Annotated in this window: 13 protein-coding genes and 1 pseudogene; 4 read left to right on the forward strand and 10 right to left on the reverse strand. The window is 54.5% G+C overall.

Annotation, left to right across the window (positions count from 1 at the left end; genetic code table 11):
* Nucleotides 1–1,059, forward strand: a 1,059-nt coding sequence (locus CBW42_RS13090; RefSeq protein WP_108721068.1) for a molybdopterin cofactor-binding domain-containing protein, incomplete at its 5' end; no start/stop codon positions are given.
* A gap of 25 nt (nt 1,060–1,084) precedes the next feature.
* Nucleotides 1,085–2,725, forward strand: a complete 1,641-nt coding sequence (locus tag CBW42_RS13095) for a hypothetical protein (protein ID WP_087022131.1) — start codon at nt 1,085–1,087, stop codon at nt 2,723–2,725.
* A 146-nt stretch (nt 2,726–2,871) separates the two neighbouring features.
* Here the strand turns inward: CBW42_RS13095 and CBW42_RS13100 are convergent, their stop codons facing one another.
* Both CBW42_RS13100 and CBW42_RS13105 read right to left on the reverse strand, forming a co-directional pair.
* Complete coding sequence (locus tag CBW42_RS13100; RefSeq protein ID WP_087018644.1) at nt 2,872–3,270, reverse strand: hypothetical protein; 399 nt, start codon at nt 3,268–3,270, stop codon at nt 2,872–2,874.
* 3 nt (nt 3,271–3,273) lie between these two features.
* A pseudogene (locus CBW42_RS13105) lies at nt 3,274–4,755 on the reverse strand (type I restriction endonuclease subunit R, EcoR124 family); the annotation flags it as partial.
* On the opposite strand from CBW42_RS13105, the gene CBW42_RS13110 reads away from it, so the two are divergent.
* Nucleotides 4,748–5,623, forward strand: a complete 876-nt coding sequence (locus CBW42_RS13110; RefSeq protein WP_087022411.1) for a DUF4368 domain-containing protein — start codon at nt 4,748–4,750, stop codon at nt 5,621–5,623. The pseudogene CBW42_RS13105 and the gene CBW42_RS13110 sit on opposite strands and share 8 nt — an antisense overlap.
* 88 nt (nt 5,624–5,711) lie before the next feature.
* On the opposite strand, the gene CBW42_RS13115 is transcribed toward CBW42_RS13110, so the two are convergent.
* The 4 genes from CBW42_RS13115 to CBW42_RS13130 all read right to left on the reverse strand — a co-directional run bounded on the left by CBW42_RS13115 (nt 5,712) and on the right by CBW42_RS13130 (nt 8,802).
* Nucleotides 5,712–6,491: a DUF134 domain-containing protein gene (locus tag CBW42_RS13115; protein ID WP_087022614.1), complete on the reverse strand. Its 780-nt coding sequence runs from the start codon at nt 6,489–6,491 to the stop codon at nt 5,712–5,714.
* 137 nt (nt 6,492–6,628) lie between these two features.
* The gene (locus tag CBW42_RS13120; RefSeq protein ID WP_165761193.1) at nt 6,629–7,252 is read right to left on the reverse strand and encodes a zinc dependent phospholipase C family protein; all 624 of its coding nucleotides are present in this window, start codon (nt 7,250–7,252) and stop codon (nt 6,629–6,631) included.
* A gap of 194 nt (nt 7,253–7,446) precedes the next feature.
* Entirely contained in the window at nt 7,447–8,316 is an 870-nt protein-coding gene (locus tag CBW42_RS13125) for a radical SAM protein (protein WP_087022417.1), read from the reverse strand.
* Nucleotides 8,317–8,409: 93 nt separating this feature from the next.
* Nucleotides 8,410–8,802, reverse strand: coding sequence for a hypothetical protein (locus tag CBW42_RS13130; protein ID WP_087022420.1), 393 nt, complete (start codon nt 8,800–8,802; stop codon nt 8,410–8,412).
* 307 nt (nt 8,803–9,109) lie between these two features.
* Between CBW42_RS13130 and CBW42_RS13135 the strand changes: the two genes are divergently transcribed.
* Complete coding sequence (locus CBW42_RS13135) at nt 9,110–10,030, forward strand: FUSC family protein (protein WP_087022423.1); 921 nt, start codon at nt 9,110–9,112, stop codon at nt 10,028–10,030.
* Nucleotides 10,031–10,071: 41 nt separating this feature from the next.
* Here the strand turns inward: CBW42_RS13135 and eno are convergent, their stop codons facing one another.
* From eno to CBW42_RS13155, 4 genes are all read right to left on the reverse strand, one after another.
* Nucleotides 10,072–11,385 carry a phosphopyruvate hydratase gene (gene eno / locus CBW42_RS13140; RefSeq protein ID WP_087022426.1) on the reverse strand — a complete coding sequence of 438 codons (1,314 nt, stop codon included), beginning with the start codon at nt 11,383–11,385 and terminating at the stop codon, nt 10,072–10,074.
* A gap of 115 nt (nt 11,386–11,500) precedes the next feature.
* Nucleotides 11,501–13,015, reverse strand: a complete 1,515-nt coding sequence (gene gpmI / locus CBW42_RS13145) for a 2,3-bisphosphoglycerate-independent phosphoglycerate mutase (protein WP_087022429.1) — start codon at nt 13,013–13,015, stop codon at nt 11,501–11,503.
* Nucleotides 13,016–13,141: 126 nt separating this feature from the next.
* The gene (gene tpiA / locus CBW42_RS13150) at nt 13,142–13,912 is read right to left on the reverse strand and encodes a triose-phosphate isomerase (protein ID WP_087022433.1); all 771 of its coding nucleotides are present in this window, start codon (nt 13,910–13,912) and stop codon (nt 13,142–13,144) included.
* 113 nt (nt 13,913–14,025) lie between these two features.
* Nucleotides 14,026–15,231 (reverse strand): phosphoglycerate kinase, encoded by a 1,206-nt coding sequence (locus tag CBW42_RS13155; protein WP_087022436.1) that lies wholly within the window; start codon nt 15,229–15,231, stop codon nt 14,026–14,028.
* Between the last annotated feature and the right edge of the window lie 144 nt (nt 15,232–15,375).

The following is a 15,375-nucleotide window of genomic DNA, read 5'->3' on the forward strand; positions in this document are numbered from 1 at the left end:
CGCGGGCACGTCGGCATCGCCTGCTGCATGAAAAACGCGGGCACGGGCGTCGGTCTGGCCGACTGGGGCCGCTGCCGCCTGACAGTCGAGGACGGCAAAGTCTACATCCGTTCGGGTGCCAGCTGCATCGGGCAGGGACTCGGCACGATTCTGACCATGGTCGCCATCGAGTGCACACAGCTGGACGAAAGTCAGATTGTTTATGTCCCGGCGGAGACCATCAACGCTCCCGACTCCGGTGTGACCTCCGGCTCGCGCCAGACACTCGTCACCGGCGAAGCGCTGCGCCGCGCCTGTGAACTGCTCAATCGTGATCTCAAAAATTACCGCTCGCTGAAAGCACTGAACGGCAAGGAATACCTCGGCACGTATCTCGCCAAGACCGACAAGATGGGGTCAATCAAGAAAAACCCGGTTTCGCATGTCGGTTACGGCTACGCGACCCAGCTCGCTGTCGTCGACCCGGAAACGCGCCGTATTTCCCAGATTTATGCCGCACACGATGTCGGGCGCGCCATCAACCCGCTCAACGTCGAGGGGCAGATTGAAGGCGGTGTTTTGATGGGCATGGGCTACGCCATACAAGAGCGCTTTCCGCTGGAAAACGGCATTCCGAAGGTCAAATACGGTTCGCTGCGCGTACCGCGTGCGCTTGAAGCGCCGGAAATCATTCCGATCATCGTCGAACAGAACAAAGAAAAACTCGCGCTCGGCGCCGTCGGCTGCGGCGAAATCACATCCATTCCGACTGCCCCGGCCATTGCAGGCGCCTATTATGCGCTCGACAAACAGCTGCGCACCGCACTGCCGCTGGAAAACACGCCGTATGCGCCGAAGGAAAAGCTGCCATATACCGCACTTGTCCTGCAGAATGGTGATATCCTATTCGACCCGGAAACCTGTATCTTCTGCGGCATGTGCATGCGCGGCTGCCCGGCAGAAGCAATTTGCGTCAGCCGGTCGGACAAATCGTGGGCAATGGATCCGGATGCCTGCCTGCACTGCGGCATGTGCATCTCTCACTGCCCGAAGCACTCCCTTTCTTTTTTCCACAAATAGCCACGTCCAAAGGAGGCGTATCCATATGAGCATTGAAATGAAGCCAATCCCGTTTCGAGCGCTGCTCGACCAGGCATGGAAGGAATACCGGTTCAAGGGAACAATGTTCGGCGTGCCTGCCACTTCTATCATCGTATTCCGCAATTATGCACCGCTGTTTGGCAAGACGCTGAACAGCCCGGTCGGCCCGGCGGCAGGCCCGCACACCCAGCTCGCACAAAACCTGATTGCGGCCTATGCCGCAGGCGGACGATTTTTCGAGCTCAAGACGGTACAAAAGCTGTGGGGCGACCAGCTCGGCATCCAGCGCCCGTGCATCTATGTACGCGACGAAGCCTACAACACGGAATGGTCGACGGAGCTCAGTCCGGAGCAGGCCGCAGCGGAATACATCAAGGCATGGATTGCCATCAAGATTCTGCTGAAGGAATTCCGGCTCGGTGAACCGGATGCCTTTGTGTTCAACATGTCGGTCGGCTATGACCTCGAGGGCATCAAAAGCCCATCGGTCGATGCATTCATCGAAACCATGAAGGACGCCTCCTCCTCCCCGGTCTGGAAGGCATGCATTGCGGAGGCGAAGGATATGATCTTCGATGTGGTAGATGACGACTATATCGATTCCATCTCGCCGCACATCAGCAACAATGTCACGATTTCCACAATGCACGGCTGTCCGCCGGAGCAGATTCAGGCAATTGCCGAATACATGCTGCGGGAAAAGGGGCTGCACACCTATGTCAAATGCAATCCGACACTGATCGGCTACGACAAGGCGCGCGAACTGCTGGACAATCTGGGTTATACCGACGTGGAATTTGGCCGCGAGCACTTTGAGCACGACATGCAGCTGCCGGACGCAATCACCATGATTGGCCGCCTGCTGGAGGTCGCGGAATCGCTCGACCTGCGCTTCGGTGTCAAGCTGACCAACACCTTCCCTGTCAAAATTACGCACGGTGAACTGCCGGGCACGGACATGTACATGTCCGGCAAGGCGCTGTTCCCGCTGTCCATGCACACGGCGGCGCTGCTGTCTGAGGCGTTTGAAGGCTGTCTGCCGATTTCATATTCCGGCGGCGCAGACATCGACAACATCGACAAAATCTATTCGACCGGTATTTATCCGATTACCGTCGCCACTGTCCTGCTCAAGCCGCACGGCTATCAGAACCTGCGCAAGCTGGTGGAAAAGTGCGCAAACATCAAACCGGATTTTTACGGCATTGACACGGCGCGTGTCCGCGAGCTGGCAGAGCGCAGCACGGCCGACGACCATCTCCGCCGCAAGCCGCGCAAAATTGCCGCCGGACAGACACCGCCGTTCGCCTGCGGGTGCTGTACGACCTGCGTTGATGTCTGCCCGAACCGCGCAAATTATTTCATCGACGGTTTGCAGAAAAAGGTCATCCATCTGGACGGCCCGTGCAACGACTGCGGCAATTGTGCAAGCCTGTGCCCCTTCGGCTTCACGCCGTATGCCGATAAATTCGTGCTGTATCCCGACGTAGAAACACTGAAACAGAGCGAGCGCGATGGCTTTGCCATCACCGACAGCGGCTATTTTGTCCGCTATTCGGGCACGCTGGGCACCGATACCAGCAGCCTGCCTGCCGAGGTGATCGAACTGATGGACGCCGTCCGCACGATGCACCTCGCCACGTAATCCGCGCAAAAAAGCAGACGCCCAAAAGGGCGTTCAACACAGGGATTTTACAGAACAAGTAAAATATGAGTGCTGACAGCCCTCAAGCGGAGCAAAAAGAATGACCACAGCATTGGCAATCGCCTCTGTTGTGGTCATTTTCGTTATTATTGACTTACGAGTATCGTTACTATTGGGCCTGTAATCGCAGCAATCATAGCGACAGCTGCGATAATCATCATGATAGTATTGTATCTTCTACTGCTTTTCAAATCCTCTTGAGCAGCTTTGTATGACTCCGCCTGAGCATCATACATTTCCTTTAATTTATTATAATTATCAGCCAGCAGTTTATTCTGTTCAACAAGTATATTTATCTGCTGAGTTGTAAGATTATTTTGCTCCTCGATTTTCCTTTTAATATCACCCATTATAGTATCTTCCGGATCTATAATTGGAAGTTCAGGCATTTCAATTTTAGGATATATCGGTTCAGGCATAGCAATACGTGATATGTCAATAGGTTTGAAAGATGCTGATAAGTTTTTTAACGCATCAAAATCCATTCTTTAATCCTCCTTTTTTGCACCATACGGAGTTTTTCCATCCGCAACCATAAGCGGTGCCTGTGGAGCAAAATCGTATGTAATAACCTTTTTCTCTTACGGTTCATCGGAGAACTTAACAGAACCACCAATACCGAAGTATTTCTCAAAGAAAGCTTTCAGCTTGCTGATTACACCTTCTTTTTTCTTTGCTCTGTTACCGCCACCGAAACGGCTGACAGGAGGAAGGATTTTTTCGATGTCCGTACCGACAATCTTGATTTCACCTTCTCGGAAAGAGTTATCGAGGAACTTACGGGTTTCAGCCTCTTTCAGCTTTTCTTCCTTGATGATGGCAACCAGATCCTGTTCACGCTGTTCTGCAACGAAATCATGCCATTCGGTCATGACATCTTCAACATCATTGATACCTGCGATGAAGGTTTCAATAAGCGCCTTCTTGCTACGCAGCTCAGGGCTGGCATCGATAGCCTTTTTGATGGTGATAAGGACTTCCTTATCCTCACAATGGGTATCGTGATACTTCTTCACGAGCATGAGGATATAGTCGATGTTGATTTCAATCTGCTTGATGAGTTCAACTTCAAATACAATATCGTCTGTGATGTCGGTGCTATCACCGCCTTCTTCCTCACGTTTGCGTTTCCATTCATCACGAAGATCCTGGTATCTGCCGAGGTAGTCCTGAAGATCACGCTCACTGATGATTTCTTTTCCTGCAAACTCGTCGAAGGATGACAGCAGGTTTCTCATACGGAGAATTGCTCCAAACAAAGAAATGAAATCTTTCTGATTCTGTTCACCAACAATTTGTGGCTCGGTCAGAGGGAACTTGCCCTGCAAGTCTGCTACCAGATCCACGTATCCCGGCATCGGCTTATCATCGACAGATACATAACCATAGTAGTAGTCTTGGAACTTCTGCAAGAGAACGATACCTGATGCATTCTTATCTCCGAACAGGGAGATGGCGGAATCCACACGTTTCTGCAGGTTACGGAAACATACGATATTACCGAAAGTCTTGATGCTGTTTAAGATACGGTTGGTACGGGAGAATGCCTGAATCAGTCCATGCATCTTCAGGTTCTTATCTACCCAGAGCGTATTCAGCGTAGTGGCATCAAATCCGGTCAGGAACATATTTACTACGATAAGCAGATCCAGCTCCTTGTTCTTCATACGGAGAGATACATCCTTGTAGTAGTTCTGGAATTTCTCAGAGGAAGTATCGTAATTCGTATGGAAGGTCATGTTGTAATCCATGATGGCTTCATCAAGGAAGTCTCTGGAGCTTTTATCCAGAGCAGAAGTATCTTCCGGATTCTCTTCATCGATAATACCATCAGATTCTTCTTCGTTTGGTGCGAAGCTGTAAATGACAGCAATACGCAGTTTCTTTGTAGGGTCTGCCTCCATCTGCTTTTTGAACTCTGCATAGTAGAGTTTTGCCATTGGAACAGAGGCAACTGCAAAGATGGAGTTAGGTCATCTGGTGAATTTTAAAACCTATCGTAAATCCTACAAGAACAAGAAGATTCAGAAGAATGACCCGGAAAACTGGCAGATTTTCGAGAACTGCCACGAAGCCATTATCGACCAGGAAACCTTCGATATTGTTCAGAGAATCAGGGATGGTCGCAGAAGGCTCACACCGATGGGTGAGATGCCGATGCTCTCCGGTATGCTCTTTTGTGCCGATTGCGGAGCCAAGCTGTATCAGGTTAGGCACAGAGGCTGGGAACATGACAAGGAGCATTTCGTATGCGCCACTTACCGCAAGGTTAAAGGCGGTTGCAGTTCTCATCAGATCCGCAATGTGGTGGTGGAAGAAATCCTGCTGAGTGAACTTCAGCGAATTACTGCATTTGCAAGGGAACACGAGGATGAGTTCTTAGAAATGGTCACGAAGAAATCACTTGCGGAACTCAACAAGAGTCAGCGTGAAGGAAAGCGAGAACTGGAACAGGCCATGCAGCGTATCTCCAAACTGGATAAGATTATTCAGAGGCTTTACGAGGATAACGTGGAAGGTAAAATTTCCGATGAGCGTTTTGCGAAGATGAGTTCCAACTACGAAGCCGAGCAGGAACAGCTGGAGGCTCGCATCAAGGAACTGAAGCATCTGCTTTCTGCGGAAAAAGAAGAATCCCTGAATGCAAATCACTTCCTCGACTTGGTAAGAAGATACACCGACATTCGAGAATTGGATGCTGAGATCATCAGGGAATTCGTGGAGAAGATTTACGTTTACAAAGCAGAGCGTGTAGATGGGCACAGAGTCCAGCGCATCAAAATCATCTGGAACTGCATCGGGGAGTTCAATACCCCGGCAAATGAAAAATCGGCATAGCCCGGTAAAATACCAAACTATGCCGAATCTTTTTCAAGGAATTAAAATCCCTAAGTTGCACCGCCTAAAAAGCGTCTGCTTTTTATTCTCAGCAGTGGCCGCCGCAGGTTCCCCGGCTGCCGCACGAGCCACAGGAATGACCTTCGCCGTGGTCGTGGTGGTCACAGGTCACATCCGGGTTTGGTGCAAGCATACCCGCCAGCAATGCGCCGACCTGAAGATCTGCCTCGCCGCTGGCGCCTGCGAATACCGCAATGCCCGCATCCATCAGCGCGGTGCGCGCACCGCCGCCGATGCCGCCGCATACCAGGATGCCGACGCCCTGCTTTTTCAGGAACTCCGCCAGCGCGCCGTGGCCGCTGCCGTCCGTGCTGACGACCTCCATGTTGGTGATGTGGTCGTTCTCCACCGTGTAAATCTTAAACTGCTCAGTGTGACCGAAATGCTGGAAAATCTGTCCGTTTTCATAAGTTGCTGCAATCTTCATGCTGTTCTCTCCTTCGTCAGTGCGGAATACCGCCATGTGGTCAACGCGCCCGCGGCACGCGGCATTGTGACCGCAGCAGCCCGGTTCACTGCGGCGGCAGAGGGCATAATTTCCGCCCGCAACCACAAGCTGCCTGCCATTGACCAGAGCATCCGCCGTCTTGCGGCGCGCGCGCGTCCAGATGCCTGCGACCGTCGCGCGGGCAATGCCCATCTGCGCAGCGCATTCCTCCTGCGTCAGCCCTTCGAGGTCGATCAGGCGAATGGTCTCATATTCGTCCACCGTCATCGTGACCGCCGGTGTATGTGCCTGCCCCGCAGGGCCGAACACCGTATGCTCCGGCAGGCCGCACACGCGGCGGCATTTTGTTGGTCGCGGCATGGTTGCGCCTCCGTTTCTGACATATGTCATTTATTTCTCTTTCAGCATACGCCTTTTTGTGGGGGATGTCAATGCATTTTCGCCGCAAAAAGCGCAAAAAAATCCGCCCCACTGCTGGAAGGGCGGATACAGGCTTGTTACGCCGGCTGTGCAATCGGCGCCGATGCTCCAAAGGGAAGGTCTGCAAAGACATTGCAAGTAATACGGATCATCGACATCACTACAGTGGTGAGAATGCGGCAGATGTGGAAGACATCATCGCTGATGCTGTGTTCCGGCTGTGCGACATAGCTCCGATGCTGTTCAGAGATGGAAGCGATCAGGGCTTCCGGTGTCTGCGGGATGTCCGCCAACAGGGGCTTGACCCAGCCGTCAAACTTGGTCTCATCGATTCGTTTGGAAATCGTCAGGCTCGTGCGTTTTTCGTATACATAATGTGCGAACAGTCCATGTTCGTAAATATCGTCGTTGTGCGGAAAGCTAAAGAAATCTGTAATATAATGGCAGATTACACCGAGCTCCTCGCTGAGCTTGGCGTCGTTGGTTTCACTGATGCAAAATTTGGATGCAAAATCGCGGATGCGCTGCATCACTTCTTCAAACATGAGGGACGGATAGTGCCGTTTGGTCAGATATTCGCCCTTCAGGTCGGGTTTCAGGTTGCCAAAAACGAATGCTTTTCTATCGAACGAAATGCCGTCAGTCTTTTCCACGTAGTCCAGCAGGTAATGCGCTACCGTCGTATGGGACATTGAATCCATCGGCATCACTCCTCTCTTTTGTTGTCTTCAGTGTAACACACTCGGCGCACAATGAAAACGGCAAAACAGTGAATTGTTTGTAAAGTTTTTTGCCACGTTCTTCATTTTTTCACCAAAAAAGTCTCAGATCTCCATTTTTATGGATAAAATCTGAGACTTTTGAAAATATTACTGTTCTGTACACAAACCAGGCGTCACAGTGCGCGGTAATATTCGCTCTTGTAGCCGAGCTCACCGTCCAGCGCGCGGCGCAGCGTATTGCACAGCGCATCGCGGTCACGGTTGAGCGTGCCCTTGAGCGAGAGGTAATTGGACGCATGGTTGGAGCGGAAAATACTGCCCTCGCTGTCGATGTGCTCGAGCATCAGCAGCGTTTCCTGCGCTACCTGCGGCGCGGTCAGCAGCTGGAATTTGCCTGCCTCCCACTCCTTCTGCAATGGCGTGCCGCCCTCGAACATGAGCGTCAGCAGGCCGATATAGTCCGGCTTCATGCGGGAAAAGGCATCTGCCGTGCCCAGCGCATGCTCGCGCCACAGCTCCGTGCCGCCGAGTCCATTGATTGCCGTAACCGACAGCTTCATGCCTGCGTCCTTGACCATCTGTCCGGCGCGGACAATTTCATCCACCGTCACACCCTTGTTGACATGCGTCAGCACATCATCACAGCCAGATTCCAGGCCGAGATAAATCATCTTCAGGCCGAGCGAGCGCAGCAGCGCGAGCTGCTCCGGCGTCTTGGTCAGGATACTCTTAGGCGAGCCATAGCTGGTTACGCGCGTGCACTCCGGGATGGTGTCGCGGATATGCTGCAAAATAATTGCAAGATCCTCCGTGCGGCGCATCAGTGCGTCGCCATCGGCGAGGAAAATGCGTTCAATGTGGCTGTACGCGCGGCGCGCCAGAATGAAATCCTCCAGCACATCCTCCAGCTTGCGCAGATGGAACTGCTTTTCCTTGTACATATCACAGAACGTACAGCCGTTGTGGCTGCACCCGATGGTGACCTGTACGATCAGGCTGTAGGCTTCACTCGGCGGACGAAATACGCGGCCTTCATATCTCATAGGTATTCTTGCTCCTCAGGAAAAATATATTTTTGCACAAAAAGCAGGCGGAGCGCCGCGCACGCGTGCCCCGCCCGGATTGGTTTACGGGAATCAGTCCTCGTCAGAATCGGAAGCCTCAATCTCTTCCTCTGCTTCCTCAGCAGCTTCTTCTGCCGGAGCTTCCTCTGCCGTCTCGTCGGCAGCTTCTTCCGGCTCCTCGACAGCCTCCGGCTCTTCCATGGTCATCTGCTCCTCGGCAGCCTCGCAGGTCTCTTCGCTTGCCGCACACGCATCTGCGCACTCACAGGCTTCGCATGCATTCTCGTTCTCTGCGTTCATATCATCCAGCTCGCTCATTGCCTTGAGTTCCGCCTCATGATAAACCTGCTCGCTCTTGCTGTGACGGTATGCTGCAACGCCTGCTACAACGGCACCGGCGACGGCACCGGCAGCGGCAACGCCGATGCCAATCTTTTTCTTGTTATCAGTCTTCTTGGCTTTCATTGCGAAAAACTCCCTCTCGTCGCCGCGGTACTCCGCGGGTAGTCATATGATACTTTCCCCGCCGTCAAAGCACGGCAAGGTTGCGAACATATCTTTGTTCTATAATAGTTATATGTTACCACAGATTCTTTCAATCTGTCAATCTTTCCATGAAATATTCCCAATTCATCTTGCATTTTCTCCTATTTTCACAGCAAATACACCAAGATTTATCCGAATGGTACATTTGCCGATTGACGAACGCCGCGAATGTGCTATAATGAGCCAAGTTTGGAGTATGCTTCATGAGAATAACAGGTGACAAAAGATGATTGCAACCAAGAAAAAACTGCCCTTCCACATCGGCATGCGGACAGTTAAGACCGCACTTGCCGTCGGCCTTTCGCTGCTGACCGGTTATGCCATCAAAAGCGAATATCCGCCGTTTCTCGCCATCGGCGCACTCGGCGCAATGGAATCCTCCATCACCGCGTCGTTCAAAGGCGCGCGCGACCTGACGGTCGGCAACCTCGTCGGCGCACTGCTGGCCATGGGATTTTCCCTTGTCTTTTCCGGACATATGGCAATCGGCTGTGCACTGGGCGTCATCATTATGATTGTCGTGTGCAACATGCTGCATATGCGGGCTTCCACCACCAGTTTGGCCTGTGTCGTATTCTGCTGCTGCCTGACCGACCTGCTTGCGACAGGCAACCTGTTTTACGGCCTGCTGCGCTTCCGCGACACCGTCGTCGGCACCGCCATCGCGCTCGCCGTCAACATGCTCATCCGCCCGTACAGCGGTGCGGCGCACACAAAGGACAGCATTATCAAGGCGCAGAAGGCGATGCTTCCGCTGCTGGAACAACGCGTGCTGCGCGGACGCATCCCTGACCTGCGCGACCTGCGCGCGAGCATCAATGAGCTCGACCGCAATGTCAGTGTGCTGCTCGATGAGCGCATGAACAAATCACTCAAAAAATCCGAGGTTGCCCACCTGCGCGGCTGCCAGCAGCTGCTGTGGAAAATGCGCGACGCGCTCATCGGCATCTGCTGTATCGACACCATGCCGAGCCCGTCGCCGGAAAATCTTGCGCGCATCGAAGCACTCGGGCTGACGCGCGAGAACGTCAAAACCGAATGCATTCTGGACGGCGCCTGCGCGCCGGAGGACACCGTGGTTTTGAATTACTACCTCAAGGTGTTCCTCGATTCCAACGAATATCTGACCATGCTGCTCGAGCTGTGAGCAGTGCAGGCAGGCCGAACGGCCTGCCTGCTTTTTTTAGCTCAGTGCAGATTAAACCATGCATTGCGCCCGGCATACAGGCCCTGCCCGTCCAGTTCCTCCTCGATGCGCAGCAGGCGATTGTATTTTGCTACGCGGTCGGTGCGCGACGGTGCGCCCGTCTTGATCTGTCCGGCATTCAGCGCCACCGCGAGGTCTGCGATTGTCGTGTCCTCGGTTTCGCCCGAACGGTGCGAGATGACCGCCGTATACCCCGCGCGGTTTGCCATGGTCACCGCGTCGATGGTCTCCGTCAGCGTGCCGATCTGATTGACCTTAATCAGGATGGAGTTTGCCACACCGGTTTCAATGCCGTGGTGCAGGCGGCTGGTATTGGTCACAAACAGGTCGTCGCCGACCAGCTGCACGCGGCTGCCGACCAGGTCGGTGAGCTGCTTCCAGCCCTCCCAGTCCTCCTCTGCGAGACCGTCCTCCAGCGAGATAATCGGATACTTTTCCACCAGCTGCGCCCAGTATTCCACAAGCTGTGCACGGCTCATGTGCGTACCCGCCTTGGGCAGCTGATAATACCCGCCGTCCTCCGGATGATACCATTCGGACGATGCGGCATCCATTGCAATCAGGAAATCTGCGCCCGGCGTGTAGCCCGCCTGTTCGATGGCGCGCAGAATCACTTCAAGTGCCTGTTCATCACTCTTCAGATTGGGAGCAAAGCCGCCTTCATCGCCCACGCCCGCCGCAGGCGTTCCATTTTGCTTCAAAACGCCGCGCAGGGCATGAAATACCTCCGCACACTGGCGAAGCGCCTCGCGGAAATCTGACGCCCCCACGGGCATAATCATAAACTCCTGGATGTCCACATTGTTGGACGCATGTGCGCCGCCGTTCAGAATGTTCATCATCGGCACGGGCAGCGTCTTCGCGTTTACACCGCCGAGATATGCATACAGCGGCAGGCCGTATGCCTGTGCGGCCGCGCGCGCGGCCGCAAGGCTGACGCCGAGAATGGCATTCGCGCCGAGTCGCGACTTGTTCTCCGTGCCGTCCAGCTCCCGCATGGCACGGTCAAGCTCGGGCTGGTTTCCCGCATCCATGCCGATGACGGCATCGACAATTTCGCCGTTGACCGCATGCACGGCATGCAGCACGCCTTTGCCGCCATAACGCGTTTCCTCTCCATCGCGCAGCTCACATGCCTCATACTGCCCGGTAGACGCGCCGGACGGCACGGAGGCACGCCCTACAAACATGCCGTTGTCGCCGCATACGCACACCTCGACCTCCACAGTCGGATTGCCGCGCGAATCCAGAATTTCGCGCCCGTTTACATCCACAATTTCAATCGCCTGTTTCATGCTGTTCTCCTTTTCGTGTTTTCGGACAGCCCGGCGCGCAAAAAAAAAAGCGGCAGACCGCGAATTTGCCCGAAGGCAATCGCAATCTGCCGCAAATCGTCAATTCAAACGGGAATCAATCCATCAGAGACTTGCCGTCCATCTCAGCCGGCTGGGGCAGGCCGAGAACCTGAAGCATCGTCGGTGCGATATCCGCCAGACGACCCTCATGCAGGGTGCACGGATGGCCGACAACACAGAACGGAACCGGATTGCACGAATGCGCGGTGAACGGGGAAACACCGTCCTCCTCCAGCATCTGATCCGCATTGCCGTGGTCAGCGGTAATCATTGCAACGCCGCCCATCTCAAGGATAGCGTCTACCGTTCTGCCGACACAGGTATCAACAGCCTCAACTGCCTTGACTGCCGCGTCAAATACACCGGTGTGACCGACCATGTCGCAGTTCGCATAGTTCAGGATGATGACATCGAACTTACCGCTCTTGATCTCCTCAACCACCTTGTCGCATACTTTATATGCGCTCATCTCCGGCTGGAGATCATAGGTGGCAACCTTCGGGGAAGCGATCAGGTCGCGCTCCTCGTTCTTGTACGGTGTCTCGATGCCGCCGTTGAAGAAGAACGTGACATGTGCGTACTTTTCGGTCTCGGCGATGCGCAGCTGGGTCAGGCCATTGTCGGCGATATATTCGCCGAACGTGTTGGTCAGCGACTGCGGCTTGAACGCAACATGGACATTCGGCATCGTCGCGTCATACTGCGTCATGCAGACGTAGTAAACCGGGAAACAGCCGTTGCGGCGCTCAAAGCCGGAGAACTCCGGATCGACAAAGGTGCGGGTGATTTCACGCGCGCGGTCCGGGCGGAAGTTTGCGAAGATAATGGAGTCATTCTCCCTGATCTGTGCATCCTTTGCGGTGACAACCGGAACAACAAACTCATCGGTCACGCCTGCGTCATACGATGCCTGCATTGCAGCAACCGGATCCGGATTGTACTCGCCCTCGCCGTATACCATTGCAGCATATGCCTTGGAAACGCGCTCAAAGCGGTTGTCACGGTCCATCGCATAGTAACGACCCTCGATGGTAGCGATCTTGCCAACACCGACCTCGTCCAGCTTTGCCTTCATCTGGCGGACAAAATCGATGCCGGAGGTCGGCGGTACATCACGGCCGTCCATGAAGCAATGGACAAATACCTTGGTCAGGCCGCTCTTCTTTGCCAGGTCGACCAGGCCACAGATGTGCTCGATGTGAGAGTGTACGCCGCCATCGCTCATCAGGCCATAGATGTGCAGTGCACTGTCGTGCTTCTTGCAGTTCTCAACGGCACCGAGGAATGCCTCGTTCTCGAAGAACGTGCCCTCCTTGATCGCCTTAGAGATGCGGGTCAGCTCCTGATAGACGACACGGCCCGCGCCGATGTTGGTATGGCCGACCTCACTGTTGCCCATCTGGCCGTCCGGCAGACCGACATCCAGGCCGGAGGCTCCGAGCTGCGTGGTCGGATTTTCCGCAAACAGGCGGGTCAGGTTCGGATGATTTGCAGCATGGATTGCGTTGCCCATGTCGCTCGTGCGCAGGCCAAAGCCGTCCATAATAATGAGTATTAACGGTTTTTTCATAATTAACCTCGTTTCTGAAAATTCCGGTGCGCGGCGTGGGAAGGGGGACACTGTGCCGCGCGCAAAAGCACATCGGCGGACCGCTCAAACAGATGAAACAGCCCGCCGATGGAATGTGCAGTTAAATTACTGGTTTGCTGCTTCGATGATTGCGAAGAAATCGTTCGGCTTCAGGGAAGCGCCGCCAATCAGGCCGCCGTCAACGTCCGGCTTGGAAAGCAGCTCCGCTGCGTTCTTAGCGTTCATGGAGCCGCCGTACTGAATGGTGATTGCACGTGCAGCGCGCGCGCCGTACAGCTCTCTCAGGCAGTCGCGGATTGCGCCGCAAACTTCGTTTGCCTGGTCAGCGGTAGCGGTCTTGCCGGTGCCGATCGCCCAGATCGGCTCGTAAGCGATGACAACCTTCTTGACGTCGTCAACGGATACGCCCTGCATTGCGCACTTAACCTGCTTGCGGACGATTTCAGACCAGATGTCCTGCTCGCGCTCGTCCAGGGACTCGCCGACACAGACGATCGGGCGGAAGCCGTTCTCCAGAGCGACCTTGACCTTCTTGTTGACGGTCTCGTCGGTCTCTGCGAAGTACTGACGGCGCTCGGAATGGCCGATGATAACGTACTTGACACCGCATTCCTTCAGCATGTCAGCGGAAACCTCGCCGGTGTAAGCGCCCTTCGGCTCAAAGTGCATGTTCTCAGCGCCGATGGCAATCTTGGAGCCCTTTGCAGCCTTGACAGCGGTCGGGATGTCTACGTACGGTACGCACAGTACCATCTCACACCACTTGACCTTGCTGACCAGCGGCTTGAGCTCTTCGATCAGAGCCTTTGCCTGGCTCGGGGTCATGTTCATCTTCCAGTTACCAGCGATAATAGTCTTGCGATATCTGCGATTCATATTGGTTTTCCCCTTCCTAGAAAAATCCTTTTTTGATCGGCAACAGGTGCCGAAACGTTTTATATCTCAGCGTCCCTGCGGCGCGCAGCTGCAGGGACGGACTGAACGAAAACTTACTTGTCCTCGAGGCATGCGATGCCCGGGAGAACCTTGCCTTCCATGAACTCCAGCGAAGCGCCGCCGCCGGTGGAGATATGGGTCATCTTGTCCGCGTAGCCCAGCTGCTGAACGGCTGCTGCGGAGTCGCCGCCGCCGATGATGGTGATCGCATCGGTCTTGCTCAGAGCCTCTGCAACTGCCTTGGTGCCGACTGCGAACTTCTCGAACTCAAATACGCCCATCGGGCCATTCCAGATGACGGTGCCTGCGTCAGCAACTGCATCGCAGTATGCCTCAACGGTCTTCGGGCCGATGTCCAGGCCCTGCCAGCCGTCCGGGATTTCGCCGGCAGCGACAACCTTGCTGTCTGCGTCTGCTGCGAACTTGTCCGCAATCACGGTGTCAACCGGCAGCAGGAGCTTGACGCCCTTTGCGTTTGCCTTCTCGATCATCTCGAGCGCATAGCCCTTCCAGTCTTCCTCGAGCAGGGAATCGCCGATCTTGCCGCCCTGTGCTGCGGAGAAGGTGTATGCCATGCCGCCGCCGATGATAATGGTATCAGCGATTTCAAGCAGGTTGTTGATGACGCCGATCTTGGACGAAACCTTGGAGCCACCCAGGATTGCGACCAGCGGACGCTTCGGAGCTGCCAGTGCGCCGCCGATGATCTCCAGCTCCTTCTGGATCAGGAAGCCGGAAACTGCCGGCAGGTAAGCGGCAACGCCTGCGGTGGAAGCATGTGCGCGGTGTACGGTGCCGAACGCGTCGGAAACGTAAACGCCGCCCTCACCGGCCAGGTCAGCCAGTGCCTTTGCAAATGCCGGATCGTTCTTGGTCTCGCCGTTGTCATAGCGCAGGTTTTCGAGCAGCAGGATCTGTCCCGGCTGGAGAGCTGCAGCCTTTGCCTTTGCGTCCTCGCCGACGATGTCCTTCGCCAGGATGACTTCCTTGCCCAGCAGCTCGCTCAGGCGTGCTGCGACGGGAGCCATGGACAGCTCAGGCTTCCACTCGCCCTTCGGCTTGCCCATGTGCGAGCATGCGATAACTGCCGCATTGTTATCCAGCAGATACTGGATGGTCGGCAGGGCTGCACGGATGCGCTTGTCATCGGTGATGACGCCGCTTCCGTCCTTTGCCATCGGAACATTAAAGTCACAGCGCAGAAGTACCTTCTTGCCATTTACGTCGATGTCTACGACACTCTTCTTATTGTAGTCCATTGTATAACACTCCTTATTAACTGGAACAACGTACTGTCATACGTGGAAAGCAGCAAATATGCGCGTTTCCACCCAAAAATTATACCGTCTTGCGGCGTAGTTTTCAAGATGCTTTTGTTAAAAAATGCCCAATCCGGCGATTTT

This window comes from Butyricicoccus porcorum, from assembly GCF_002157465.1.
Classification (GTDB): domain Bacteria; phylum Bacillota; class Clostridia; order Oscillospirales; family Butyricicoccaceae; genus Butyricicoccus_A; species Butyricicoccus_A porcorum.